This window comes from Bacteroides congonensis, from assembly GCF_900130125.1.
Classification (GTDB): domain Bacteria; phylum Bacteroidota; class Bacteroidia; order Bacteroidales; family Bacteroidaceae; genus Bacteroides; species Bacteroides congonensis.
This window is the reverse complement of record NZ_FQXY01000011.1, coordinates 303693-330429: the sequence shown is the minus strand read 5'-3', so window position 1 is coordinate 330429 and position 26737 is coordinate 303693. Positions and strand designations below refer to the sequence as shown.

General features: G+C 46.1%; 17 protein-coding genes and 1 pseudogene. 8 read left to right on the top strand and 10 right to left on the bottom strand.

Annotation, left to right across the window (positions count from 1 at the left end; genetic code table 11):
- Positions 1-79: 79 nt before the first annotated feature.
- The 7 genes from nuoH (at position 80) to BQ7997_RS18855 (ending at position 7473) form a co-directional block, all read left to right on the top strand.
- Entirely contained in the window at positions 80-1156 is a 1077-nt protein-coding gene (gene nuoH, locus BQ7997_RS18885) for an NADH-quinone oxidoreductase subunit NuoH (RefSeq protein ID WP_044653268.1), read from the top strand.
- Between the two features lie 11 nt (positions 1157-1167).
- A complete protein-coding gene (locus tag BQ7997_RS18880) occupies positions 1168-1656 on the top strand; it encodes a 4Fe-4S binding protein (RefSeq protein ID WP_022139826.1) in 489 nt (162 codons plus the stop codon).
- Positions 1657-1658: 2 nt separating this feature from the next.
- Complete coding sequence (locus BQ7997_RS18875; protein WP_022139827.1) at positions 1659-2171, top strand: NADH-quinone oxidoreductase subunit J family protein; 513 nt, start codon at positions 1659-1661, stop codon at positions 2169-2171.
- A 36-nt stretch (positions 2172-2207) separates the two neighbouring features.
- The gene (gene nuoK / locus BQ7997_RS18870) at positions 2208-2516 is read left to right on the top strand and encodes an NADH-quinone oxidoreductase subunit NuoK (protein WP_022139828.1); all 309 of its coding nucleotides are present in this window, start codon (positions 2208-2210) and stop codon (positions 2514-2516) included.
- A 92-nt stretch (positions 2517-2608) separates the two neighbouring features.
- Positions 2609-4498 (top strand): NADH-quinone oxidoreductase subunit L, encoded by a 1890-nt coding sequence (gene nuoL / locus BQ7997_RS18865; RefSeq protein WP_073347647.1) that lies wholly within the window; start codon positions 2609-2611, stop codon positions 4496-4498.
- 13 nt (positions 4499-4511) lie between these two features.
- Positions 4512-5996 carry a complex I subunit 4 family protein gene (locus BQ7997_RS18860; protein WP_022139830.1) on the top strand — a complete coding sequence of 495 codons (1485 nt, stop codon included), beginning with the start codon at positions 4512-4514 and terminating at the stop codon, positions 5994-5996.
- A 37-nt stretch (positions 5997-6033) separates the two neighbouring features.
- Entirely contained in the window at positions 6034-7473 is a 1440-nt protein-coding gene (locus BQ7997_RS18855) for an NADH-quinone oxidoreductase subunit N (protein ID WP_022139831.1), read from the top strand.
- Positions 7474-7583: 110 nt separating this feature from the next.
- Here BQ7997_RS18855 and BQ7997_RS18850 read toward each other — a convergent pair whose 3' ends face one another.
- From BQ7997_RS18850 to BQ7997_RS18815, 7 genes are all read right to left on the bottom strand, one after another.
- Positions 7584-10394: a sensor histidine kinase gene (locus BQ7997_RS18850; protein WP_073347646.1), complete on the bottom strand. Its 2811-nt coding sequence runs from the start codon at positions 10392-10394 to the stop codon at positions 7584-7586.
- A gap of 192 nt (positions 10395-10586) precedes the next feature.
- A complete protein-coding gene (locus tag BQ7997_RS18845) occupies positions 10587-11795 on the bottom strand; it encodes a hypothetical protein (protein ID WP_073347645.1) in 1209 nt (402 codons plus the stop codon).
- Between the two features lie 43 nt (positions 11796-11838).
- The gene (locus BQ7997_RS18840) at positions 11839-14550 is read right to left on the bottom strand and encodes a TonB-dependent receptor (protein ID WP_073347644.1); all 2712 of its coding nucleotides are present in this window, start codon (positions 14548-14550) and stop codon (positions 11839-11841) included.
- 365 nt (positions 14551-14915) lie between these two features.
- A complete protein-coding gene (locus tag BQ7997_RS18830) occupies positions 14916-15812 on the bottom strand; it encodes an AraC family transcriptional regulator (RefSeq protein ID WP_044653341.1) in 897 nt (298 codons plus the stop codon).
- 56 nt (positions 15813-15868) lie between these two features.
- Complete coding sequence (locus tag BQ7997_RS18825; protein WP_082073356.1) at positions 15869-17209, bottom strand: mechanosensitive ion channel family protein; 1341 nt, start codon at positions 17207-17209, stop codon at positions 15869-15871.
- A 31-nt stretch (positions 17210-17240) separates the two neighbouring features.
- Positions 17241-18242: a DUF4435 domain-containing protein gene (locus tag BQ7997_RS18820; protein ID WP_022139837.1), complete on the bottom strand. Its 1002-nt coding sequence runs from the start codon at positions 18240-18242 to the stop codon at positions 17241-17243.
- Positions 18243-18303: 61 nt separating this feature from the next.
- The gene (locus BQ7997_RS18815; RefSeq protein WP_073347642.1) at positions 18304-19155 is read right to left on the bottom strand and encodes an AAA family ATPase; all 852 of its coding nucleotides are present in this window, start codon (positions 19153-19155) and stop codon (positions 18304-18306) included.
- A 167-nt stretch (positions 19156-19322) separates the two neighbouring features.
- Here BQ7997_RS18815 and BQ7997_RS18810 point away from each other — a divergent pair, with 167 nt between their 5' ends.
- The gene (locus BQ7997_RS18810; RefSeq protein WP_044653343.1) at positions 19323-20240 is read left to right on the top strand and encodes a DMT family transporter; all 918 of its coding nucleotides are present in this window, start codon (positions 19323-19325) and stop codon (positions 20238-20240) included.
- Between the two features lie 108 nt (positions 20241-20348).
- Here the strand turns inward: BQ7997_RS18810 and BQ7997_RS18805 are convergent.
- From BQ7997_RS18805 to BQ7997_RS18795, 3 genes and pseudogenes are all read right to left on the bottom strand, one after another.
- Positions 20349-24302 (bottom strand): annotated as a pseudogene (locus tag BQ7997_RS18805) (glycoside hydrolase family 2 TIM barrel-domain containing protein); the annotation flags it as partial.
- A gap of 256 nt (positions 24303-24558) precedes the next feature.
- Entirely contained in the window at positions 24559-25650 is a 1092-nt protein-coding gene (meaB, locus tag BQ7997_RS18800) for a methylmalonyl Co-A mutase-associated GTPase MeaB (protein ID WP_073347640.1), read from the bottom strand.
- 12 nt (positions 25651-25662) lie between these two features.
- Entirely contained in the window at positions 25663-26730 is a 1068-nt protein-coding gene (locus BQ7997_RS18795) for a DUF1573 domain-containing protein (protein WP_044653345.1), read from the bottom strand.
- Positions 26731-26737: the final 7 nt, after the last annotated feature.

Genomic DNA, 26737 nt, shown 5'->3' with positions numbered 1-26737 from the left:
GTTTAGTGATGAACGATTAACGAAAAGAAGACACAAGCATGTTAATCACTAATCACTAAACACTAAACACTAATTAAATATGTTCGACTTTAGTATAGTAACAAACTGGATACATGAGCTGCTCCTCTCCGTTATGCCGGAAGGATTGGCCATCTTTATAGAATGTGTGGCTGTCGGCGTGTGTATCGTTGCATTGTATGCCATTCTCGCCATCATCTTAATTTACATGGAACGTAAGGTTTGCGGTTTCTTCCAGTGCCGTCTCGGCCCGAACCGTGTTGGCAAATGGGGTTCTATCCAAGTGGTATGCGACGTGCTCAAAATGATGACCAAGGAAATCTTCATGCCGAAGGGCGCTGACCGTTTCCTCTACAACCTGGCTCCGTTCATGGTAATTATCGCCTCGTTCCTCACTTTCGCCTGTATTCCTTTTAATAAGGGAGCGGAGATTCTGAATTTCAATGTGGGTGTATTCTTCCTGCTGGCAGCTTCCAGTATCGGAGTGGTTGGTATTTTGCTTGCCGGTTGGGGTAGTAACAATAAGTTTTCCCTGATTGGCGCCATGCGAAGCGGTGCGCAGATTATCAGTTACGAGCTTTCTGTCGGTATGAGCATCATGACGATGGTGGTACTGATGGGAACCATGCAGTTCTCTGAAATCGTGGAAGGACAAGCCAATGGCTGGTTTATCTTCAAGGGACATATCCCTGCCGTGATTGCCTTTATCATCTACCTGATTGCCGGAAACGCTGAATGTAACCGTGGCCCGTTCGACCTTCCCGAAGCGGAAAGTGAACTGACTGCCGGATACCATACCGAATATTCAGGTATGGGTTTCGGTTTCTTCTATCTGGCGGAATATCTGAATCTGTTTATCGTAGCGAGTGTTGCCGCTACTATCTTCCTGGGGGGATGGATGCCGCTACACATCGTCGGACTGGATGGATTCAATGCCGTAATGGATTATATCCCCGGCTTCATCTGGTTCTTCGGTAAAGCATTCTTTGTGGTATTCCTGCTGATGTGGATTAAATGGACGTTCCCACGTCTGCGTATCGACCAGATTCTGAACTTGGAATGGAAATACCTGGTTCCTATTTCTATGGTAAATCTATTATTAATGGCATGTTGCGTAGCCTTCGGCTTTCACTTCTAGCAGATTAGATTATGGAATATAAAGATAAAAAATATACGTACTTAGGTGGTCTGGTGCATGGCATCAGCACACTGGCAACGGGTATGAAAACCAGCATTAAGGTTTACTTCCGCAAGAAAGTGACCGAGCAATATCCCGAGAACCGGAAAGAACTGAAGATGTTCGACCGATTCCGCGGGACGCTGAATATGCCCCATAATGAGAATAATGAACACCGCTGCGTAGCCTGCGGATTGTGTCAGATGGCTTGTCCGAACGACACAATCACTGTGACGAGCGAAACTATCGAAACAGAAGACGGCAAGAAAAAGAAAATACTGGCGACCTATGAATATGACCTGGGCGCTTGTATGTTCTGTCAGCTTTGTGTGAATGCTTGTCCGCACGATGCGATTACGTTCGACCAGAACTTCGAACATGCCGTATTCGACCGGACGAAGCTAGTCCTGAAACTGAATCATGACGGTAGTAAAGTAATAGAAAAGAAAAAAGAAGTTTAGATATGGGATCAACACTTGAAACAGTAGTATTCTACTTTTTGGCAGCATTTATTATTGCCATGTCCATCATGACGGTGACTACCCAACGTATTGTCCGCTCGGCTACCTACCTGCTCTTCGTGCTTTTCGGCACGGCCGGCATCTACTTCTTGCTGGGTTATACCTTTTTGGGTTCTGTCCAGATTATGGTTTACGCCGGTGGTATCGTCGTTCTGTATGTATTCTCCATCCTGCTGACCAGTGGAGAGGGCGACCGAGCCGAAAAACTAAAACGAAGCAGGTTTCTGGCAGGACTATTTACGATGGTTGCCGGTCTGGCAATTATCCTGTTTATCACATTGAAGCATAATTTCCTGCAAACCACGAATCTTGCCCCACTGGAGATAAACATCCACACCATCGGACATGCCTTGCTAAGTAGTGACAAATACGGCTATGTATTACCTTTCGAAGCAGTCAGTATCTTATTACTGGCTTGTATCATCGGTGGTATCATGATTGCCCGAAAGAGATAAGAACGAAAGTATTAACTATCAAACATTGAATTGAATATGATACACATGGAATATTACCTGGTAGTCTCTACCATCATGATGTTTGCAGGAATCTATGGATTCTTTACCCGTCGTAACACACTGGCTATCCTGATTTCCGTAGAGTTAATGCTGAACGCCACGGACATCAACTTCGCCGTGTTCAACCGTTTTCTCTTCCCCGCAGGATTGGAAGGCTATTTCTTTGCCCTGTTTTCCATCGCCATCTCGGCTGCGGAAACTGCCATAGCTATCGCCATCATGATCAATATCTACCGTAACCTCCGAAGCATCCAAGTCCGCAACCTCGATGACCTGAAATGGTAAAAGCGAGGCGCTTTAGCCAGGTTTCCATTCGGATGGATTCGTAAGATATGATAGTATAAGTAATAATAAAACAAGTAATTAAATAAAACTGTATGGAACTAACAATTCTAATACTCCTTCTTCCTTTCTTCTCCTTCCTTATACTGGGAATCGGGGGAAAATGGATGTCGCATCGGACAGCGGGTATCATCGGTACTTTGGTACTGGGAACGGTAGCGGTACTGTCTTACGTGACTGCTTTCCAATATTTCTCCGCCCCGAGACTGGAAGACGGAACATTTGCCACATTGATACCTTATAACTTCACGTGGCTTCCTTTTACAGAGACATTACACTTCGACCTGGGTATCCTGCTCGATCCTATATCTGTGATGATGTTGATTGTCATCTCCACCGTGTCGCTGATGGTGCATATCTACTCTTTCGGCTACATGAAAGGCGAGACTGGTTTTCAACGTTATTATGCTTTCCTTTCCCTGTTTACCATGTCTATGCTGGGATTGGTGGTAGCTACAAATATCTTCCAAATGTATCTCTTTTGGGAGTTGGTGGGTGTAAGTTCTTATTTATTAATCGGATTCTACTACACAAAACCTGCCGCAATTTCCGCTTCCAAGAAAGCATTTATTGTCACTCGTTTTGCTGACTTAGGCTTCCTTATCGGTATCCTGATTTACGGATATTATGGCGGAACGTTCGGTTTCACTCCCGATACGGTATCGTTGGTAAGCGGTGGAGCTGCGATGCTTCCGTTAGCTCTCGGACTGATGTTCGTGGGTGGTGCCGGTAAGAGTGCGATGTTCCCGTTGCACATTTGGTTGCCCGACGCTATGGAAGGCCCGACTCCGGTCAGCGCATTGATTCATGCGGCTACGATGGTAGTTGCCGGAGTTTATTTAGTGGCACGTATGTTCCCGCTTTTCATCGCTTATGCTCCGAATACATTGCATATGGTAGCGTGGGTAGGTGCATTTACTGCTTTCTACGCGGCAAGTGTAGCTTGCGTACAATCGGACATCAAGCGTGTGCTCGCTTTCTCTACTATCTCGCAGATTGGTTTTATGATGGTAGCTTTGGGCGTTTGTACTTCGATGAATCCGCACGAAGGCGGATTGGGATATATGGCATCCATGTTCCACCTTTTCACACACGCCATGTTCAAAGCATTGCTCTTCCTGGGTGCAGGTAGCATTATCCATGCGGTACACTCCAATGAAATGTCGGCTATGGGCGGATTACGCAAATATATGCCTATCACTCACTGGACATTCCTGATTGCCTGCCTTGCCATTGCGGGTATTCCCCCCTTCTCCGGTTTCTTCTCAAAAGATGAGATTTTGGCAGCCTGCTTCCAATACAGTCCTGTAATGGGTTGGGTAATGACGGTAATTGCTGCTATGACTGCTTTCTATATGTTTCGCCTATACTACGGTATCTTCTGGGGGAAAGAAAACAAAGAGTTGCATGCCCACCACACGCCCCATGAAAGTCCGTTGGCTATGACATTCCCTTTGATGTTCCTGGCAGCCGTTACTTGTGGAGCAGGATTTATTCCTTTCGGACACTTTATCAGTTCGAACGGCGAATCTTATTCCATTCATCTTGACCCGTCGGTAGCTATCACAAGCGTTGTTATTGCTATTATTTCTATTGCAATCGCGACCTGGATGTACAAGAATGCCAAACAGCCTGTTGCCGATTCACTGGCTAAACAGTTCAAGGGATTGCACAAGGCTGCTTATAATCGTTTCTATATTGATGATATATACCAGTTCATTACGCACAAGATTATCTTCCGCTGCATCTCCGCTCCTATCGCATGGTGGGATCGTCATGTAGTGGATGGATTCTTTGACTTCCTGGCATGGGCAACCAATACTACAAGCGACGAAATCCGTGGTTTGCAGAGTGGCCAGGTACAGCAGTATGCGTATGTGTTCCTTTGCGGTGCACTGGCACTTATCCTACTATTAATCTTATAAAGCACAGAACGATATGAATTTCTTATCAATATTCGTACTTATCCCCTTATTGATGCTTGCCGGACTTTGGGCAGCACAAGGAATCAAAGCCATCCGGGGGGTTATGGTTACTGGCGCATCGGCACTTCTGATTGCCTCTGTCGTACTTACATTCATGTATTTGGGAGAGCGTAGTGCCGGTAACACAGCAGAAATGCTATTCCGTGCAGATACCCTTTGGTATGCACCTCTTCATATCTCATACTCGGTAGGCGTCGACGGAATCTCGGTAGCCATGCTGTTACTGTCCGCCATCATCGTATTCACCGGAACATTTGCTTCCTGGCGCCTGCAACCGCTGACTAAAGAATATTTCCTTTGGTTCACCCTGCTGTCGATGGGAGTATTCGGGTTCTTTATCTCCGTAGACTTGTTCACCATGTTTATGTTCTACGAAATAGCGCTGATACCTATGTACCTGTTAATCGGTGTATGGGGTTCGGGACGCAAGGAATACGCCGCCATGAAACTGACGCTGATGCTGATGGGCGGTTCCGCCTTCCTGCTGATCGGTATTCTCGGAATCTACTTCGGTTCGGGAGCTACCACCATGAACTTGCTTGAAATCGCGCAACTGCACAATATACCTTTTGCACAGCAATGCATTTGGTTTCCGCTGACTTTCCTCGGCTTTGGCGTGCTGGGCGCTCTTTTCCCGTTCCATACGTGGAGTCCCGACGGTCATGCTTCCGCTCCGACAGCCGTGTCCATGCTTCATGCCGGAGTATTGATGAAACTGGGTGGTTACGGATGTTTCCGCATCGCCATGTACCTGATGCCGGAAGCAGCTAATGAACTTTCCTGGATATTCCTGATACTGACAGGTATCTCTGTTGTCTACGGAGCTTTCTCCGCTTGCGTACAGACCGACTTGAAATATATCAATGCCTATTCTTCCGTATCCCACTGCGGACTGGTTCTTTTCGCTATCCTGATGCTCAATCAGACAGCAGCGACGGGAGCTATCCTTCAGATGCTTTCGCACGGATTGATGACAGCCTTGTTCTTTGCCCTGATTGGTATGATTTACGGACGTACCCACACCCGTGACGTTCGCGAGCTTGCCGGCCTGATGAAGATTATGCCGTTCCTCAGCGTATGTTACGTGATTGCCGGTCTTGCCAACCTCGGTTTGCCGGGTCTAAGCGGTTTTATTGCCGAAATGACCATCTTCGTGGGTTCTTTCCAGAACAACGACGTATTCCACCGCACACTGACTATCATCGCCTGCTCTTCCATTGTGATAACAGCAGTCTACATCCTGCGTCTGGTAGGTAAGATTCTGTACGGAACCTGCACCAACAAGCACCACCTCGAACTAACGGATGCAACCTGGGACGAGCGCGTAGCAGTCATCTGCCTCATTGTTTGTGTAGCCGGACTGGGTATGGCTCCTTTCTGGGTCAGCCACATGATTGGTGAAAGCGTATTACCGGTTGTCTCACAACTGATACCCTAATTAGTAAATTGTAAATCGTTAAATAGTAAATTACAATATGGATTATTCACAATTTCTACATATGCGAGAAGAGCTGTCGCTCGTAGTTGTCCTGATACTACTGTTTCTGGCTGACCTCTTCATGAGCCCGGACGCACACAAAAATGATGGGAAGGCACGGCTGAACACCATGTTACCTGTCATTCTGATGGCAATTCATACGGCTATCAACTTCGTTCCGGGAACTGCTGCCGACGTATTCGGTGGTATGTATCACTACGTACCCATGCATACGGTTGTCAAATCAATCCTGAATATAGGTACACTGATTGTCTTCCTGATGGCACACGAATGGATGAAACGTGAAGATACTTCCTTCAAACAAGGTGAGTTCTATGTACTGACACTCTCCACCCTGTTCGGCATGTATCTCATGATTTCCGCCGGACACTTCCTGATGTTCTTCATCGGACTGGAAACGGCATCTATCCCGATGGCCGCTCTGATTGCCTTCGACAAATACCGCCACAACTCTGCCGAAGCGGGAGCCAAGTATATCCTTACCGCCCTCTTCTCCAGCGCACTGTTACTATTCGGTCTGTCCATGATTTACGGTTCTGCCGGAACATTGTACTTTGACGACCTTCCCGCCCATATCGACGGAAATCCGTTGCAAATTATGGCATTCGTCTTCTTCTTCACGGGCATGGCATTCAAACTGTCGCTCGTTCCGTTCCACCTGTGGACGGCAGACGTTTACGAGGGCGCTCCGAGTACAGTCACCGCTTATCTGAGCGTCGTATCCAAAGGTTCAGCAGCTTTCGTTCTGCTGGCTATCCTTATTAAAGTATTCGCACCGATGATAAACGACTGGCAGGAAGTGCTTTACTGGGTGACTATCGCATCTATTACCATTGCCAATATATTCGCCATCCGCCAGCAGAACCTGAAACGTCTGATGGCATTCTCCAGTATCTCACAGGCCGGATATATTATGCTTGGCGTGATTGGTGGTACGGCACAGGGAATGACGGCACTGGTATATTACGTACTTGTATATGCCGCTGCCAACCTCGGAGTATTCGCCGTGATTACTATCGTAGCCCTGCGCAGCCAGAAGTTCACGCTCGAAGATTATGCAGGACTTTACAAGACGAATCCGAAAATAGCATTCCTTATGACCCTGTCTTTGTTCTCACTGGCAGGTATCCCGCCGTTTGCCGGATTCTTCTCCAAGTTCTTTATCTTTATGGCTGCTTTCGATGCAGGCTTCCATCTGTTGGTATTCATTGCATTGGTAAACACGGTGATTTCTCTGTACTACTATCTGCTGATTGTAAAAGCGATGTATATCACTCCTTCCGACAATCCGATCCCTGCTTTCCGCAGCGACCGTTGCACGAAATGGGGACTCGCACTTTGTACGCTGGGGATTATCGGACTGGGTATCGCAAGTATCGTATATCAGTCTATCGACAAACTATCGTTCGGAATCTAAGCGGATACATCCGAAAGACAGACATATCCCAATAAAAAATGGTCTTGATTCAATGCCGGTTCATACCGGCGATGATCAAGACCATTTTTATTTTTATATATCCTCGTGTCTTACGCAAGCGCTTCTTCCGTCACAATCACACCGGGAATTGTAAACCAGAACCGCGAGCCTTTTCCCACTTCAGAGTCAACACCTATTTTTCCACCCAGTTGTTCCACGATACTTTGACAGATGGAAAGTCCCAATCCCGTACCATGCACAAAAGAATTGAGTTTCACAAAACGTTCGAAGATATGCGGCAATTGCTCCTTCTCTATTCCTATACCCGTGTCCTGAACATAGAATTCCAGTTCTTCCCCTTTCAGCTTGTAACCCACGCGGATGCTTCCTTCGGAAGTGAACTTGATGGCATTGTTGACGAAGTTGGAAATAACCTGATGGATACGGTTACGGTCACTGATAATACGGCAAACCGGAAGATGCGGGTCGAGTACCAACTGCACAGTCTCCTTCACCATCTTCATCTGCATGGAACAGACAATATCCTCACACAACAGATTCACGTCCACATCTCCATTCGTAAACTCGAACGTACCCGCTTCAATCTTCGACAAGTCGAGTATATCCGAAATCAACTGGAGCAGCAAATCATTATTCTCCCGTACGATTTTAATATATTCCCTTCGTTCCTCTATATCCTCGTTTTCCACCAACAGGTCGGAAAAGCCGACAATCGCATTCAGCGGAGTACGAATCTCATGGCTCATGTTGGCAAGGAAAGCACTTTTCAGGCGATCCATCATTTCCGCTTTGTCACGCGCCTGAATCAGTTCGGCTTCCGTCTCCTTCAGTTCCGTAATATCATAATTGATGCCGATAATCTCTATTTCGTTATTCTCCGGTTCATAAGCGGTAACCACCACATTGCTGCTTACCCAGTTCCACTCATTCTTCGTGCCGGGACGGTGAATACGCATTTCTCCCTGGAAATGCCGTCTCTTTCCCTGTCTGACTTCGTCATAAAAGTCCAGTATACGCTGACGGTCATCGGGATGCATTTTACCATACACTCCCACAACTTCGCTCAAAGGAATATCTTCTTCCTCTCCCAAGTTCTTATACCATTGCTTGATGGCATATCCTTTCCGGTCAAGAAGATTCAATTTGGCATAGCCCACTTTCGCGTAATCGGAAATCATCAGGAAGAAGTTCTCAAAATCACGGATACGGTTGATAGCGTCGAGCCGTTCCGTATTATCTATGCTAATCAGAATATATCCGTTGAAGTTGCCGCCCTTATCATATAGTTTGGTAACCTTTGAATACAGGTCAATAATATTGGCACGGCTCGTATGATAATACCTGCCCACATGTTCGAAGCAATAATTGAGACGGAAGTCGACCAAGTCCTCATTACGCACCCGGTCACGTATCTCCTGCGGAACATTCGGATTCTCAAAGAAATTGACTCCAATCACGTCCGACTTATCAACCACGCCGAATATCTCCAGGTCTTTATTATTCAAATCGAGTAGGTAACCGTCCTTATCGTATATTTCGACTCCTGCCGGTATGTTGGCGAAAATGTTCTTAAAGAGTTTTTCACTGCGGTCCAAAGCCGTATTCGCCTTTACCGTTTCAGTAGAATCGAGGAAGAGTCCGACCACTTCATCCTTTTCCGGCGAATAAAGAATCCAGTGAGTATAAAGTCCCGTCAAGGGGAAATATTCATCTTTTTCCAAGTATGAACGGCTATCCAGAACATCCATTAAAAGTTCCAGTTTCTGCTTGTAATCAGTATGCAGTTCAGAAGCCAGGCGACCGACATATTGTTCTGGAGGACGGCCGAAGAATCTGCCACTGGCATTATTGGCATCCGTCAACCGGTAATCACAAGACTTCCCGTTCTCATCACGGATAATCGACAGACGTATATACCCCATCGGCATATAACTGAAGAGATTATTCATAAAGGCCTGTTCACTGATTACCTTATCCTTCGCTTTCCGCAGTTCGATACAAATGCTGATGATGTTGCCCAGCGAAGAGAACCATTGGTAATCTTCATTGCTCCATTCATGGTAAGATTCGACCAAGTCCACTCCCATATAGCCCCAAACGTGGTCGCCTGCCATTAAAGGAGTCACCATCAACGACTTGATTCCTTGTACTGAAAGAATATCATATTCGTCCACAGCCCCTTCGGGCAACTGCTTCAATGAATCCAATATGATAGGCTTGCCGGATAATATCTGCCGGCTCCACCACTTCGACTCAGCAGTGGGAATATTCTGCAAACTCTCTTTCTCTTCCGATACTCCTTCGGAAGTAGCTTCATAGGTACAACTATGATGAGTACAAGTTTCATCGTACTCAAAAATATAAACCCGTCCTCTGTTGTCATACAGATTTAATATATCCTTCAGGATTTCCGTTATACAGGACTCCACTTCCTCATCCCGCAGAAAACGGAGCAAGGACTGGGAAATATAATTCTGACGGCGGAGCAGATTGTTTACACGTATCAGTGCGTTCCTTTGCTCCACATCTTTGGGAGCTTCCACCCGCTGAATGATTCCGAAAGACTTGTCCCCGCCATCATTTCCCGTACCTTTCTCACGAAAAGCCAGGCGGGTGTGAAGCCAGACTTCACCATATTTGGCAGTAATGACAGGAAAGGTCTGCTCATAAAAGTCCTTATGAATGGAAGAATTTGCCCAAAACTCCTGCACAATCTGCTCCCGGTAATCCTCACGTATCAAATTGAGAAAATCCAAAGAAGAAATGGTATCGCCCTCCAACCCCAAGAGGTCACAAAGATAATCCGAACATAGGTAATATCCCGCTGTTATGTCTACTTCCCACCATCCTATCTGAGCCAGGGAAGACATTTTACGATATCGTTCGTAGTCTGTTTGCATATTTTAATCAGTGTACAATATATATAGATCGACAAATATACTAAAAAGGAAATCAGCGATACCATAAAGACCTAAATATTACCTATAAAAAAGAACATAAAAGAATAAAAACAGAACGTGAGGGAATCTGCTTGCCGCAAATTCCCTCCTGCTAATTGAGTAAAATAACAAACTTCTAATCTATGCCCGATATCAGAAAGCTGATAAGTCGTATCCTGTCCAGGAGAACAAGGAAGCATCCGCGCCGGTGTTTCCTGCCGCTTCTTCGAATGTGTTCAGCACCCCGTTCAACTTAGTCTTGAACTGCAATGAGTTGGTGATGCTGATACTGGAAGCCGCGTTACCTACGCCCCTGCTGTCGCTCATATCAATCAGGTCGATTGTGCCGCCTGTACCTTTCACCAATGCGTTCTTGATAGTCGCTTTCGCGCCGCGACGAATCTTAATCACGTCCTGCATACGGTCTACATTGTCCGTGGTATTGGCAGCATTGTTCACAATCGTCATATTCTCAACTACAAAGTTGGACTGGCGCAGGTGGTCGGGATAAAGACCGTCCAGGTTACCGTCGGCTTCGATACCGCGAGGGTCTGCTTCCGTACTGTTATAACCGCTTTCCCAAACACCATAGCAATTCTTCAATGTACCTGAATATCCTTGCGTGAAGTCGAACATATCATCGTCCGGATTTACAGCCAGCAGGTTGGTTACATTGACTGTTCCGCCAAAGAATTCGATGGCATCGTCGGCACTTTCGAGCACGTAGATATTTTCAATCTTCGTGCCGTTACCTACGCCATTCAGCGTCAATCCGTTGTGTTCGATATCAGCGGTGGAACGGGCACCGGCATAGCAGATTTGTACGTAAGTCAATGAACCGGAATTGTCATTATCCACATTGCCGCCATACTTATAGTTGTTGTCTATCTCAGTCAGACCTGTATCGCTCTTGTCCGCGCTCGAACCGGAGATAGGAGCTTTACCGTTGATGATGATTCCACCCCAGTAGCCGGATTTGGGACTTGTGGTGTTGGCGGTAAAGATGATAGGTTTTTCAGCCGTTCCGTCGGCATAAAGCTTACCGCCTTGCGCTACCAGGAGATAACTGCTGAAACCTTCACGGGCTTTAATCGTAGTTCCGGCAGGGATATTCAGGCGACCGCCGTTTTCAATGATTACAGTCCCGTTCAGGATATATTCCTTAGATTCGAGCGTCTGCTCTCCGGTCAGTGTTCCCGACAGGATGTTCTCACCTACTACAATAGAACTACCCGTTCCGCCACCGTTTCCACCATTTCCATCGTCACTACCGTTGCCGTCACCATCACTGCTACATGCAGTCAGTGTAATCGCAGTTGCCATTGCGGCACATGTCATAAAGTTCACAAACAATCTTTTCATTTTGCTTTCATTATTAGTTAATAATCTTATTTCTTAGCCCGGTTCAGAATGTGCACGACACTCCCAGGCTTATATTTATTCCTTTTTTGTAGTCGCCCAGCGTTATTTTCTCTCCGCTTTCATTCGCCTTCCGGCTCAACTTATACGAAGGATTCAGCAGGTTGCGGGCTTTCAGGTTGAGCGACAGATATTTGTTCAGTTTGGCTTGGGATACAAAGTCGAGGGTTACGATACCCCGTTCCATGATGTCCTGATAGCCTTGCGTACCTATCGTATAGATTTTATCGCTCACGTAGTTGAGCACACATGTATTGATGAAGCTGCGTTCTCCTTTCGTGAATGTATGGGAGAGGTCGAAGTTGGCAATCCAGGGGGCGGCTCCTTCCAGTTGCGAACCGGTAGTTACCGTAGCCAAAGGCATTTTCGCGTTCGTATAGATATATGAGCCGTTCAGTCCGAAGGAGAGTTTGTTCATTCCGTTCGCGGCGCTGCCCAGCGGGCGGACAAACAGGTTTTTGCGTATTTCCACTTCCACTCCGGCCACGGTCGCTTCGTCCGCTATATTCTCGTAAGAGAGGTATCCGCCGGCGCTTGCCACTTCAATACGTGAAATCGGGTTCTTGATAAGTTTATAGAAAGCGGTCAGCGAAATCAATTCGGTCGGACTGGGGTTGAAGTCCCATTTCAGGTCGAGGTTGTAGTTATCCGAAGGTTTCAGATGGGGGTTACCCTGACTGTTGAAGTTCACGCCGACATAGCGGTAGGGGGAGATTTCCTTTGCTTGCGGCAGTGTATAAGTCTTGCTTGCTCCCAAACGCAGGGAGTGTTTGTCGTTCAGATTGTATTTGAGATTCAAGCTGGGCAGGAAGTAGTCTTTCTGAATCTTGTTGCTACCTTTAGAACCGCCACGGTTTACATTATAGTCTACTTCCATGTCTACCTTGTCATATTTCACTCCCAGGTTTACAATCCAACGGGGACTGAACTGGTAGGTGGCTTCCGCATAGGTCGAATGGATATTCTTCGTTACCGTATATTCATCCAGGTTCTTCTGTATCTCGAACCAGCCGGAAGAAAGATTCTCCTGATTGTAGTAATCGTCGAGCGAGAAATCGTCCAAAGAAGGGATGGTGGAAACGCGTCCTACGGTGAGGTTGTATTCCGTTGCTTTGAAGTTATCATCTACAAACCGGCCTGTATAGCCAAGACGGATGCTCGAGATTTCTTCTACATTATCTTTCAGCCGATAGACAAGTCCGGCCCTTACATTCAGGTCGTTTTCATCCAAAGCAGAGAAATATCGTTGTTGGGAGTTGCCTCTAAGCAAGGTATATCCATTTTCAGCTTTTGTCAGGTTGTTGATGCGGCGGTCAGGTTCGTAGCCTTTCACTATATTATAGGAAGCGCCGGCATCCAGGCTGATTGATTTAGTCAGTCCCCAATTGGTCATTAGCTGATTGACAATCAGCAGATTGTCATTCGTTTGTTGGCGGCGGGTAAATCCCAGGTTCTCATAGTCGTCGCTAAAGATGGAGTTCTTGCCGTTGTAGTCGCCTACCGACTGGGTGTTGGCGTGTATCATCATAAAGTTATAGCTGACATGGTGGCGGTTCTGCATATCGTAGTCCACATTGGCAAGTGCCAGTTGGCTGATATTCTCCGTCGATTTCTTTCCATTCATATCTTTGTAGACAGTACCGCCGGTGGTCGTGTTGCGTATGGTTTCGTCAGTGTACTGATAGTCCGTCGTATGTCCGGCAGTCAGGAAGAAAGAGAGCGGGTTCTTGTCCTTGCCCACATAGAAGCGTTTTCCACCGGAAATGCTGTAACTTCTGTTGATTTGAAGATGCTGTCCGGAAGGGTTCAGCTTGTTCTTGAAGCCCCATGAGGTTTCGTCGGCAGGTTCGGTACGGTTGGCAAAGCCCATGAAGTTGACCCCGTCCATTTTGAGGAAGTCGGATGATACGGTCTGCGTATTCAGTCCGCCGGAAAGGGAGAAGCCGAAGTTTCCGCCGCCTGTCAGTTCTTTGGATACGATGTCGATGGCCGCTCCACCAACATCACTGCTGCCGCCTGCGCTGAATGCCTTATTCACGCCTACGGACTGGATAATATCCGTGCCGAAAAAGTCGAGGGAGATATTCTTGTATTCGGGGTCTTCGGAAGGAAGGGAGAAGCCGTTGAAGGTAGTTGCGTTGTAGCGGTCGCCCAGTCCACGGACAAAGACGTTCTTCACGCCGTCCTGTTTGGATACACCGGAAACTTTGGTCACAGCACCTTCCGCGTCCGAGACTCCTTTGCGGGAAAGTTCCTTCACGCTGACGGACTGTACGGCAATGACTGCTTTCTGCTGTTCGAGCAAGAGCATATTTTCGTTCTCGCGGTTCTTCTTCGCTACGACCACCACGTCGGCAAGTTCTTGCGCGTCGGTTTCCAGTTCGAGGTTCAGCATCACCAGTTTCCCGTTTTCCACACGGACTTTGCGGCGTACTTCTTTATATCCTATATATTTGATTTCAACATCATATATTCCTTCCAGAAGTCCGCGGTCGTTCAATTCAAAATTACCGTCCATATCGGTCACTGCACCGGTTTGAGTTCCTATCAGCCGTATGGTAGCTCCTATCAAAGGTTCCTTGGACAGCTTGTCTTTCACAGCTCCTTTAATCTTGATATTGGCAGCCAACGCGGGAAGTACACACAACAGGCAGAAGAAGGCTGCAACTGAAATTCGGATTAGAAATTGTTTTTTCATCTAACTTTGCTATACGTTTTGATTACGTCGGCAAAGGTAGAGGGCAGGGATTACAATGTGAAGACGAAGGAAATACAAACAGTTGAAAGAACGATTGCATTCTTGTTACAGGATTACTTAAGTTTATATCGAACTGACGTTAAGATAAGAGCCTTTTTCTTAATACACTCAAGCCTGTTTTTTAATGCGCTAATGGCAGCTCCGTTTCCTTATAGGGAAACGCCGGTATCCATTACGGGAAACGAATGTATCCCAGTAAGGAAACGACAGTATCCTCTACGGGAAACGGGCGTTTCCTTACAAGGAAACTATAGGAAACTCTATTGCGTTGGTTCTTAACCCTATAAACGTTTCGCAGGAATGCACTAGATAAGCTTTTTCTTCTTCCGGTAGTTCTCGCGGAACTCTTTGGGAGAGCAAGATTTCTTCTTTTTGAATATACGGTTGAAATTGGAAAGGTTGTTGAATCCGCACTCGTAACAGATTTCGGCTATCGACATGGTGGAATCCACCAACAAGCGGGAAGCGAACCCCAGACGGATATCAATGATATAATCGGAAAGGTTCTTGCCTGTGCGCAACTTGAAGAATCGGCTGAACGACACATCCGTCATTCCGACCATAGCTGCCAACTGCCCCAGGCGAATCTCTTCCTGATAATGCAGATTGATATATTCCTGCACTTTCTGCACCCGACGGCTATCCGAATGGACGTCTATCTTGGCGAAAGACGAACTGGACAGGGTACGGGCTTCTTCTTCGAAAAGAGAAAGCTCATAGAGAATCGTCATAAACTTGATGACTGCATAGAACCCCTGCTTCTCGGAAGCCAACGTATCCAGCAACGGATATATTTTGAGTATGGCGGACATCGGGAAAGCCAGTCCTTTCTGCGCCCTGTCCAGCATCCGGCGGATGGAGTCGAACTGGTTCTTATTGATGAAACTCTTGAAGAAGAGGTCGGAAGAGAACTGAATCGTAATCTCCCGTATCTCTTTGGAGTGGCACTCGTTCTGTTCCCAAACGTGTTCCAGATCCTTGCCCGTTATCAAGACCAAATCGTAGTCGCCTATTATTTCGGATGAATCTCCTACCACCCGCCTTACTCCCGCCGCTTTCTCCGTGAAGTTCAGTTCAAACTCGGAATGGTTGTGGATGGGATAAGTAAATTCAGTCTTATAGCGTTCCGCAATGTAAAAACAGTCTTTGTCGGACAAAGGAGTAATCTCGCGGATAATTTGGTTAGGTAACGGTGTGTTCATGATATAAGTAGTTTATTATGATTTTATCGGAATATCGCTTGTTCTTATCGTGCTTGTCAGTTCTCTATCTTTACGCCTATCCGGCGCAAATCCGCTCCCGAAGGATTTTGGAACACCTGCAAGTCAAACTCGGGGATGATGGCAAGTACATGGTCGAAGACATCTGCCTGTATGCCTTCGTAGGCAACCCAGACTTTATTGGCGGAGAAGAAATAAAGTTCCAACGGAATACCGGTTTCGGTAGGCTGGAGCTGACGCACCATGCAAGTCATGTCCTGATTGACGGTGGGCAGGTTCTTCAGATAATTGGTGAGATAGGCGCGGAAAACTCCCAGATTGGTCTGCCGGCGACCGTTTACTAACACCGAGTTATCAATATCATGTTCTTTATTATAGTTTTCCACCACTTTCTCCGTTTCGTCCACGTAGTCTTTCAGGATTTGTATCTTCCGGTACTTCGCCAGCATTTCCGGTGTGCAGAAGCGTACGCTGGTCATGTCTATATTGATGGAACGCTTCACACGACGGCCACCGGATTCCTGCATCCCCTGCCAGTTTTGGAAAGAGTCGCTGACCAGCAGGTAAGGGGGAAGGGTGGTGATGGTATTGTCGAAGTTGCGTACTTTGACCGTATTCAATGTAACTTCTATCACTGTTCCGTCGGCACCATATTTCGGCATCGTAATCCAGTCTCCTACTTTCAACATATTATTGGCGGAAAGCTGTATGCCGGAAACAAAGCCCATGATACTGTCTTTGAAAACCAACATCAGGACGGCGGCGGAAGCGCCGAGTCCGGTCAGCAACACCGCTGGATTCTGCTTTATCAGGATACTGATGATAATGATAGCTCCTACAAAGAAGAGAATACCTTGCGCTGTTTGCAGAAGTCCTTTCAAAGGTTTGTCCCTATATTGCTCGCGGGCGCTGTACACCAGATAGACGGCAGTAAACAAGGCACTCACGAAACGAAGGAATACGGCAAGTATGTAAATCAGGCAGAGCCGGCGAAGGAAGTCAAGCAGGGCGGAATCCACATGGTCGGGGAATGCGATAGGGATAGCAATATAGATTAATATCGGTGCAACCATCCGGCTGACGTTCGCCATTACTTTGTCATTAAATACAATGTCGTCCCAAGTGGCTTTCGTTTGTTTCACCAGCCTGGATACCGTGCGCAGGATAATCTTACGGCAAATCAGGTTAGCCAACAGAGCTACACCAATGATAATCAGTAATATGATAAAGTTATCAATCTTATCCGCCCACACTTCATCCACTCCCATTGACAACAAGGTATCGTTCACGCCTTGCATCATTGCATTACCGATATCTTGCGTCTCTCCATCCACCAGTGCAACAGGCACTGTATTTATCACTTCTTTTACTTCTTCCATAAGCTGTTTTCTCTCTTTTTCTTTTTAGTTTTTATTTCCCTTTTTCTAAATATTCATGTATATCTTGTCTCAGCCAGTCATAGTGGAACAGCCGTTTGTAAGCTACGTTCTTCTTCAGCATGATTTCCACATTCACCTGACTGTTCTGATAGCAAGTCAGTTCATTCTTGAATTGTTCATTATGTTCGGCCAATCGTTTGATTTCCTGTTCACGTTCCCGGCGCAGCACCGTACATACGGGAGTCAGAAGTTTCATGACCACGCTATCCATCACATGGTGTCCCTGCATATATAAATAGGTGGTTTCCGGCATCAACCCCAATTCTCTCAATTCATTACCCAGCGCATTCACTTGGTTGATGCTACGGGAAAAACGCTTTTTCAGTTCCGACAGTTTTTGGTTGACGCGCCGCTGCAAATCTTCCAGGCTCTTTTCAGGATGCTTGATGCTTATCTCCCGCAAGGCAGTATAAGTGTGGAAGTCGTACATCGGGAAAGTATAGGTATCCCGTTGGCGGTAGAACCACACGTTCCACAGGAAAAGAGGATATACAATTTCGGAATACCGTTTCAGGTAGGCATTGAAATCGAAGATGAAGCGGTCGTTCAATGTGGCTTGCACACATACTTCATGCAGGCTTTCGGCAAAGCAATGATAGTTTTCAATGGCATACGTGTAGGTTTGGAATATGTATCTGTTCCGGTTGATTTTGCGGGATGTATTGGTTGCGCCCTGCAACAGGAAATCATAGTCGCTGTCTACGCAGGCTATCAGGCTTCTTCCCAGTTCGGCTGTGTTCAGTGTGTTCATGAGAACCATCTTTTTCCCTTTTGCAAGGGAGTTGGCCGAGGGAAGCATCACCTGGAAATAGTGCTCGTCATCTTCAAACTCTTCGAGCAGGGTACGCCAGAAAGCGATGTCGTCATAGCTTTCTACGTATGCTATGATGCGACGACGGGCTTTCTTCGAGTAGAGCTTGTGGGCTGCGTTGAAGTATGAAGAAGTCAGGTTATCTCGTAGTGAAGTTGCCATGTAGATAGTGATTAACGGTTTAGTGACTAGTGACTAATGATTAATGGTTAATGGTTAATGGTTAATGAGCGGGGGATACTTTAAATCCGTTCGCTTCCGTTGAAATATCACTTACTTCCGTCACGGCATCCAGCCAGCCTTCCATGATGACGGCAGGTGAATGGGTGGTCAGGATGATCTGTACGTTCGGATTCAGTTCACGTATCATGGCAATCAACTTCTGTTGCCATTCTATGTGAAGAGAGGCTTCCGGTTCGTCCATAAAGAGTACGCAATGGCTGTTGTCCTGCACGAGTACGGTGAGCAGGATGACGAGCATTTGCTTTTCGCCGGAAGAAAGTTTGTAGGGAAACAGCAGTTCGCCGTCCTGATAGAAGGCAATATCGTTACGTTTGCGATCTATCTTCTTGCGGGTGTAGCTGAAAAGTTCGTCAATCATATCCTGAAAACGGCGTTTGGCTATGGACAGGGTGGCAGCCCTGCGGCGTTCTTCTTCATCGTTACTGGAAAGCATTTCTATCATTTTGTTGCCGATGTTGACCTGGTAGTCGAGGTAGCGGCGTTGCAGGAGATAGAGTTGCCAGTCCAGTTCGGACTTTACGTTCTTATCGGCCATGCGGGCGGTGAAGTCTCCCATTATCAGGGGACGGTCGTAGCTCCGGATGACGTCGTAGGGGATATAGGTTGCTTCGGGATTGTCAAAGAAAAGACGTACTCCGTTCTTTTCGTCACTTTTCATTTCACCGGAAAGTTCTTCGAGATAGCCGACGGAACGGTTCAGAATGGTGGTCTTCCCCACTCCGTTGATGCCGGAAAGAATATTCACATCGGGACGTAAATCCCATCCTATATTAAAGCGTTCCCATAGTCCGTGGATTTCGATACGACGGATATAATTAGCCTGTTGTTCCATAATATTCAGTATTAATCAAGGCAAATATAAATAAATCATATGACAAAGTGGCTAGCAAACTCATCAAATTCAGAAAATACAAGAATAAAAAACTACCTTTGCAACCGTTTTCTCTTTTCAGATGTTATTCTATTAAGAAAATATATCGCAAACTAAATCTTATCAACATGAACAATAGCAAGAATCTGCACGGTCATCTATTTGCACTTACAGCTAACATTATGTGGGGATTGATGGCTCCTATAGGGAAATCAGCTCTCCAAGAGTTTTCTGCCCTTTCCGTGACCACATTTCGTATGGTGGGAGCAGCAGCAGCTTTTTGGATACTTTCTATATTTTGCAAACAGGAGCATGTGAATCACCGGGATATGCTGAAAATCTTCTTCGCTTCCCTATTTGCTTTGGTGTTCAATCAGGGAGTATTTATTTTCGGGCTGTCTATGACTTCGCCTATCGACGCTTCGATTGTTACAACGACTTTACCAATTGTGACTATGATTGTAGCTGCTATCTATCTGAAAGAGCCGATTACCAATAAGAAAGTACTGGGAATTTTTGTAGGTGCTATGGGAGCACTTATTCTTATCCTGAGCAGTCAGGCAGGAAGTAATGGCAACGGAAGCCTGATTGGTGACTTGCTTTGCCTGATTGCACAAATCAGCTTTTCTATTTATTTAACCGTATTCAAGGGGATGACTCAGCAATATTCGGCAGTGACCATCAACAAGTGGATGTTCGTTTATGCTTCAATGTGTTATATACCGTTCTCTTATTACGATATTTCCACTATCCAGTGGGCCTCAATTTCTACTGTCGCTATCATTCAAGTGCTTTATGTAGTGTTAGGGGGAAGTTTCCTCGCTTATCTCTGCATCATGACGGCACAAAAACTGCTTCGTCCTACGGTTGTCAGCATGTATAATTACATGCAACCGATTGTGGCTACTATTGCTGCCATTATCATGGGAATCGGTAGTTTTGGCTGGCAGAAAGGACTTGCCATTGCGCTTGTATTTCTTGGGGTATATATCGTGACACAAAGTAAGTCGAAAGCTGATTTCGAGAAACTAGGGAAAGAATTATAAAACTTGAGGGAATGTCAAAATTCCCTTTTAACAAAACACCCACGCTACAGAGATATAGCGCGGGTGTTTGTTATTTATAAGAAGAAATATGTTTTTGGAGAAAGCCTTTTAGTTTGCCAGAATCGTAAGTTCTGCTCCCGACGCAAAATCCTGCCCGTTCTGCGAACTCAACGCAGTAAAGCGGATATAACGTGCTTTGACAGGTTTGTCGAACAATACTCTCTTTTCTTTTGAGTTGTTGGCAAAGGCTCCTTTCTTAACGGGCGTTCCCCATTCTTTTCCGTCCATACTGACTTGAATGGAGTAGTCTTTAATATTACCGTTATTTCCATTCTGACGTGGCAGGTAGGTGAATCCTTTGATTTCCTTTACCTCTCCCGCATCCAAATCCACCCAATGCGGATACTTGGCTACCGTAACAGAATACATGGTATGCCAAATGGTATTCGGGTCATTGTCCGTCAGGTTGGAAGCATCACCATCGCCCGATTCCTGACTACTGGCATATACCACTTCCGTACGGATACTTTCTATCTTTTCGAATGTCATCGTAGCGTTTACTCTCGGGTCATGTTCATACCATGCCTTTATAGTACCCCCGTCACGCATCGGAATAGGAGTTGTGTACCTGTTCGCCTTTTTGTCTCCATTCAGTGAATAAAGAATCACGGCATCCTTCTTCGCAGACTTCAATTCTACCCGACCGGCACGGTCACGTATAATGGAAAGAGGTATTTCACCGGCAGGAGCGACATTGGCAATAGCAGTCAAATCCGCCTTATTCGCAGGACGGATAATGAAGCCCATATTATGCTGGTCTGCCAATACACGGTCATGTACGAGCGGGCCGCCCTGACCGCAACTGTTTCCACCCAATCCGGTAACCGCACAATCCAAATGCAGATAAGTATCACCTGCTTTCGGTAACTGATAAGGATGTGAAGCCAAAATCAGGTCGAGAGCAGAATACTGAAGAGCAGAAGCCGACAGACGGTCGGTAGCAATAAAGATAGCACCCTTACCGGCTTGATTGGTCAATGCACACCAACGGACATCCTCATGGTTACCCATATCCTGTGGTTTCGGGAAGTTCACAAACTCTCCGGCCACGGTATTGGTATATTGTTCAATGAACTGCCCTGTCTTGCGGTCTGCATAATTATCTATCGGGCCACGGCCATAATACGTAAAGTCTGCATATTGCTGCGGCATTTTCACCATATAACCCAAACGAGGGAGAACGAGACTCGAACGATTGGAAGTAATGCTTGCCTGTAACTCGATAGAACCATCCTGATAAACAGTCCATATCTGATTGGTAGTAAACTTAAAGTCGTTATTATCAAACTTCCGGTCTGTCAGTTCCTCAATGCTGTTTTTACCGGAGCTTGTGCCGCCTTTGATGCGTGCACCGTTCGGAGCTTGAGATTCTACCGTATAGCTCACCATAACGGTATTATCTTTTCCGACTACCGTTACTTCCTTCACTGTATGAATCAAGTTGTGCAAGCCATGTTCAAACCAAGGCTGATAGAACCAGTTATCATTATTCGTGAAAGCACGGAGAGCATCCAGTTTCGGGCCATTCCCGTCTGTTATTACTTTCTCACCGCCATAAGTCAGGTTATAGATGCTTCCGGTCTGTGAATCAAAATTCACTTCGAAGCCTGTTCCTGTTATCTGAACATTCCTTGTTTTAGGGTCAATAAGGCTTTTCAGTTCTTCTGAACCAGCAACCACTTCGCTGATTGACGGACGGTCAGTAGCCGCTTTGACTTGAATCTGTTCTTCCGCCATCACAAAATCCTTAGCAGCCCAAGGCATCTTGTCTTTCAGGACAAACTGCACTTTTACAAAGTATTCGGCATCCTTTTTAAGAGTTTGGTTATAAGGCAGCGTAACCTGCATACGTTGACGGGGTGCTACATTAATATCCATCGGTTGACTGGTTTGTACCGATTTTCCATCCTCGTACAATGACCACACCAATTGATAATCATCCGCCAAGTTTTTGAAATAATACTTATTGAAGACTTCGAATATGCCTTTTTCAAGGTTAACCGCTTTTACATCTATATTCTGATATACTTTCTTCACTTCATAATATTGCGGTTTCGGCTCCAAATCACCAAATACAATGCCGTTCATTACAAACTGCCCGTCATTAGGAGTATCCCCAAAGTCACCGCCATAAGCCAAGTAGCGAGTACCCGTCTTCGGGTCATAATTATACATAGACTGGTCTACCCAATCCCAGATAGCGCCACCACAGAAGAAATTGGTAGACTCCATCGCATCCCAGTAATCCACCAGGTTACCACAGGCATTACCCATCGAATGAGCATATTCCGAAATATGGAAAGGATACTTAATATCATATTTTCCCTTCACCGCACCGCGTACCCAGCCGATAGACGGATACTGGTTAGAGCCCATATCCACAATATCATTATTACGTTCATACTGCACAGGACGGGACAAATCAAACTTCTTCAACGCATCATAAGCAGCCACAAAGTTCTTACCCGGCCCTGCTTCGTTGCCCAACGACCAAATAACGATAGACGGATTATTCACATTAGCGTGTACCATCTCCATCACACGGGCTACATGCGCATTCTTCCATTCCACCGGATGAGAAAGGGAAGCAGCGCCATAATAATATTCATGTGATTCGATATTCGCCTCATCTTCCAGATAAATGCCGTATTTATTACACAGGAAATACCAATAAGGATCATCGGGATAATGCGAATTACGCACATGGTTGATATTCGCACGTTTCATCAGCATTATCTCTTTTTCCATCATCTCACGGGTGATGGCATGTCCCACCGCCGGATTGGATTCATGGCGGTTCACCCCTTTCAGCTTGACCGTTTTTCCATTGATATAATAATAACGTCCCGCAAGCCCGAATTCATCCGCCGATGCAGGCGTATCCTTGATTTCCACCTTGCGGAATCCCACAATCGTAGAAACCGTCTCAATCGTCTTGTTCTTCTTGTCCTTCAGCTCGGCTACCAACGTATAGCGATACGGAAACTCTGCCGACCATTTATTCGGAGCTTTTACGTTAAAGACCGTCTGAATCCGCCCCGTTTCATTCGGCTCAATCTTCTCTATCACAGGAGACAAGACACCATCCACCAACGTATTCTCGTCAGAGTAGAGCTTGTTGGCATACAAAGAATAATACACTTTATAATTCTTGGCCGCTTTCTTATCCAAATTACGAATATCGGCATTGATAGTCAGAGAACCGTCCGTATAAGCCGCATCCAAATCGGGAGTAGCCACCAAGTCGCGGAAGTGAACTTTAGGCACCGAATACAAAGCTACCGTACGGAAGATGCCCGGCAAACGGAACATATCCTGCGCTTCCAGGAACGAACCGTCCGAGCTGCGATATACTTCGGCAGCCACCGTGTTCTTACCTTTTTGCAGATACGGGGTGATATTAAAATTAGCAGTATTGCGTGAGTTCTTGGAAAAGCCCACATACTTGCCGTTAATCCACAGATAGAAGAAAGAATCCACCCCATCGAAACTGATAAAGATTTCCCGTCCGTCCCAATCCTGCGGTATATCAAAATCGCGGCGGAACGAACCCACTTCATTGCGGTCTTTATAGGTAGTCCAATTAGCAGGCGGCGTGCGCATCACTCCCCCACGCCAGTCGTCCACCTTCACACTATGCTGGAAAATAACCGGTTGATTGACATAAATAGGCGTTCCATACTTCCGGCTTCCGTCTTTCTGAATACCATAAATATTCCAACTGGACGGCACGGGGATTACATCCCACGAAGTAACATCAAAATCTGTCTGATAAAAATCTTTCGGGCGGGCATCGGGATCGGGTGCCCAATGGAACTTCCAGTCACCATCCAGTGATTGCCAGAACTTACTGTTCTCAGGCAATACTTTACGTGCACTTTCCAAATTCTGGAATGAAAAGAAATAAGCATGCGGCTGTTCCTTATTCAATGCCAGATTTTCGGGAGATTCCCACTCATTTCCTGCCGGAGCACTCACCGAAGCATACGTGAAGCCCTCTAATGGTTGGCCTGCAAAACTTTGTGTTGTCAGGGTACAGCACAAAAGACCGGTTAACAAGGTTTTGTTCATAAGGTATTTAAGTCGATAAAAATTATTCATGCCATGTATCTATATCTATGCTTTCCGCTTTATAATAAATACACGCAAAAAGCATAGAGTCCTACATGAAAACGAAAATTTTAACGTATTTTCTCTAGTTTAAAGATAAAAAGTTTATTCAGCAAGCGGCTCCCGCCACCAAACTTTACCGGTATCCTTACTTCAAATCTTCAAAATAAGTATCGAGCAAACTCTTCGCGGCGATAAACGAAGTCAAGTTACCACTCAACACCTGGCGTTCCTTTTCCTGAAGCCTCGCTTCAATCTTCGGATTATGATAGAAACTGTCACGCAGTTGCTCGTTGATGCTTTCATACATCCAGTATTTGCTTTGCTCGTTGCGGCGATATTCAAAATAACCGTTCTTCTTCACGAAATCCATATAGGCATAGACCATGTCCCACACTTCCTTGACACCAATATTATAAAAGCCGGAATAGGTCAGCACCTGTGGCGTCCAACCTGATTCGGGTGCAGGAAACAGATGCAAAGCGCTGCGGAATTGCGTAGCGGCCAATTTTGCACGTTCCAGATTATCACCGTCCGCCTTGTTTATCACAATGCCGTCCGCCATTTCCATGATACCGCGTTTGATTCCCTGCAATTCATCCCCCGTCCCCGCCAGTTGAATCAACAGGAAGAAATCCACCATCGAATGAACAGCCGTTTCACTCTGTCCCACACCGACGGTTTCCACAAAAATCTTATCGAATCCGGCAGCTTCACAAAGCACAATCGTCTCACGCGTCTTACGTGCCACGCCGCCCAACGAACCCGCTGACGGGCTAGGGCGTATAAATGACTTCGGATGTACAGAAAGCTGCTCCATACGGGTCTTGTCTCCCAGAATACTCCCTTTACTGCGCTCGCTACTCGGGTCGATAGCCAATACAGCCAACTTCCCCCCTTTTTCGAGCACATGCAAACCGAACACATCAATCGACGTACTCTTTCCCGCACCGGGAACGCCACTGATACCCACCCGGATAGAATTGCCGGAATAAGGCAGGCACTTCTCTATCACTTCCTGGGCAACAGCCTGATGTTCAGGCTTCACACTTTCCACCAATGTCACGGCCTGACTCAATATAGTGACATCGCCTTTTGTAATACCCTCTACAAACTCAGCTACCGAAAGTTGACGTTTCTTAGGTTTCCGTTTCAAGTAAGGATTCACAGACGAAGGTTGCTCAATGCCTTTGTTGACAACGAGTCCCTTATATTCTTCACTATTTTCAGGATGTTCCATGACAAATAAGATTTAGCGTTTGATATTGATTTCGACTTTCGGGCGCATCGGGTCGTTCGTTATCATCAAAATACGTAAATGATGTTTCTTATTACCCACATCACGCTTGCGAATCGTCACTTTCAGTTTCGTCATTCCATCCGGCGGAAGTACCGTTTTCTTCAGGCTTACCCCTACTGATGAATTGAACACCTGCAATTTACTGATAATCAACGGAGTCTTACCCGCGTTAGCAATCAATATATCATAGCTTGCCTTTTTCTTCTTGATTAACGGTACACTCAGGTCAATATCCGTTTCCGAGATACGTATGGCAGGGGCATTCAGCGAATCCGTAGCCGTCATACGTGAGAAATCGGGAAGAAGAATGGCAGAAACAGGGATTTCATTTTCTTCGCTCACCTTGTCGCCGGAGAAGCGGGAAAGATAAACAGAAGTCTGCGTCAAACCGTAATCTTTCAACTGGCTGGCATCCAATGTCAGTTTGACAGTTCCTTTCTTGCCTTTCAGCAGGACTTTCGGTTCCGCTTCCATTTTAAGATAAGGGGGCAGATGCATCAATACCGGTTCATACGGACGGTCGGACAAGTTAGCTATGTTGAAAGTCATTGAAGGCTGCTGACCGTGATATACATCAGGGAAAGCAAACTCGTCACGATCCAGGCGGATATTCCCGATAGCATACGGAAGAATCTTTGTAAAATCCTTCACTTCCTGCACCACCTCTCCGGTAAACTTCAGATAAACCAGATTCGGAGTAGCATTGCTGTATATCCCGACCGACTTTTCAAAACGTCCCAACGCCTTTGCGTCAAAGGAAGCCTTCACCGTTCCCTTTGCTCCCGGAGCAATCGGTTCCTTCGTCCAGTCGGCTACGGAGCAGGCGCAGGAAGTGGTGACATTGGTGAGAACCAATGGCTGGTTACCGGTATTAGTGATTGTATATTCCACTGTCACCGGGCGTTTCCACTCTATTTGTCCAAAGTTGTGTGTCTCTTTATTCGAAGAGATACGGGGTTGGGCAACGGCTGCCAAAGCGACAGAAAGCAGAAAAAATATGGATAGTAAACTACGTTTCATGCGATAC

What these genes read in the sequence shown, in the direction of transcription:
- nuoH (WP_044653268.1), top strand. Translation starts at nt 80, where the DNA reads ATGTTCGACTTTAGTATAGTAACAAACTGGATACATGAGCTGCTCCTC.
- BQ7997_RS18880 (WP_022139826.1), top strand. Translation starts at nt 1,168, where the DNA reads ATGGAATATAAAGATAAAAAATATACGTACTTAGGTGGTCTGGTGCAT.
- BQ7997_RS18875 (WP_022139827.1), top strand. Translation starts at nt 1,659, where the DNA reads ATGGGATCAACACTTGAAACAGTAGTATTCTACTTTTTGGCAGCATTT.
- nuoK (WP_022139828.1), top strand. Translation starts at nt 2,208, where the DNA reads ATGATACACATGGAATATTACCTGGTAGTCTCTACCATCATGATGTTT.
- nuoL (WP_073347647.1), top strand. Translation starts at nt 2,609, where the DNA reads ATGGAACTAACAATTCTAATACTCCTTCTTCCTTTCTTCTCCTTCCTT.
- BQ7997_RS18860 (WP_022139830.1), top strand. Translation starts at nt 4,512, where the DNA reads ATGAATTTCTTATCAATATTCGTACTTATCCCCTTATTGATGCTTGCC.
- BQ7997_RS18855 (WP_022139831.1), top strand. Translation starts at nt 6,034, where the DNA reads ATGGATTATTCACAATTTCTACATATGCGAGAAGAGCTGTCGCTCGTA.
- BQ7997_RS18850 (WP_073347646.1), bottom strand. Translation starts at nt 10,394, where the DNA reads ATGCAAACAGACTACGAACGATATCGTAAAATGTCTTCCCTGGCTCAG.
- BQ7997_RS18845 (WP_073347645.1), bottom strand. Translation starts at nt 11,795, where the DNA reads ATGAAAAGATTGTTTGTGAACTTTATGACATGTGCCGCAATGGCAACT.
- BQ7997_RS18840 (WP_073347644.1), bottom strand. Translation starts at nt 14,550, where the DNA reads ATGAAAAAACAATTTCTAATCCGAATTTCAGTTGCAGCCTTCTTCTGC.
- BQ7997_RS18830 (WP_044653341.1), bottom strand. Translation starts at nt 15,812, where the DNA reads ATGAACACACCGTTACCTAACCAAATTATCCGCGAGATTACTCCTTTG.
- BQ7997_RS18825 (WP_082073356.1), bottom strand. Translation starts at nt 17,209, where the DNA reads ATGGAAGAAGTAAAAGAAGTGATAAATACAGTGCCTGTTGCACTGGTG.
- BQ7997_RS18820 (WP_022139837.1), bottom strand. Translation starts at nt 18,242, where the DNA reads ATGGCAACTTCACTACGAGATAACCTGACTTCTTCATACTTCAACGCA.
- BQ7997_RS18815 (WP_073347642.1), bottom strand. Translation starts at nt 19,155, where the DNA reads ATGGAACAACAGGCTAATTATATCCGTCGTATCGAAATCCACGGACTA.
- BQ7997_RS18810 (WP_044653343.1), top strand. Translation starts at nt 19,323, where the DNA reads ATGAACAATAGCAAGAATCTGCACGGTCATCTATTTGCACTTACAGCT.
- meaB (WP_073347640.1), bottom strand. Translation starts at nt 25,650, where the DNA reads ATGGAACATCCTGAAAATAGTGAAGAATATAAGGGACTCGTTGTCAAC.
- BQ7997_RS18795 (WP_044653345.1), bottom strand. Translation starts at nt 26,730, where the DNA reads ATGAAACGTAGTTTACTATCCATATTTTTTCTGCTTTCTGTCGCTTTG.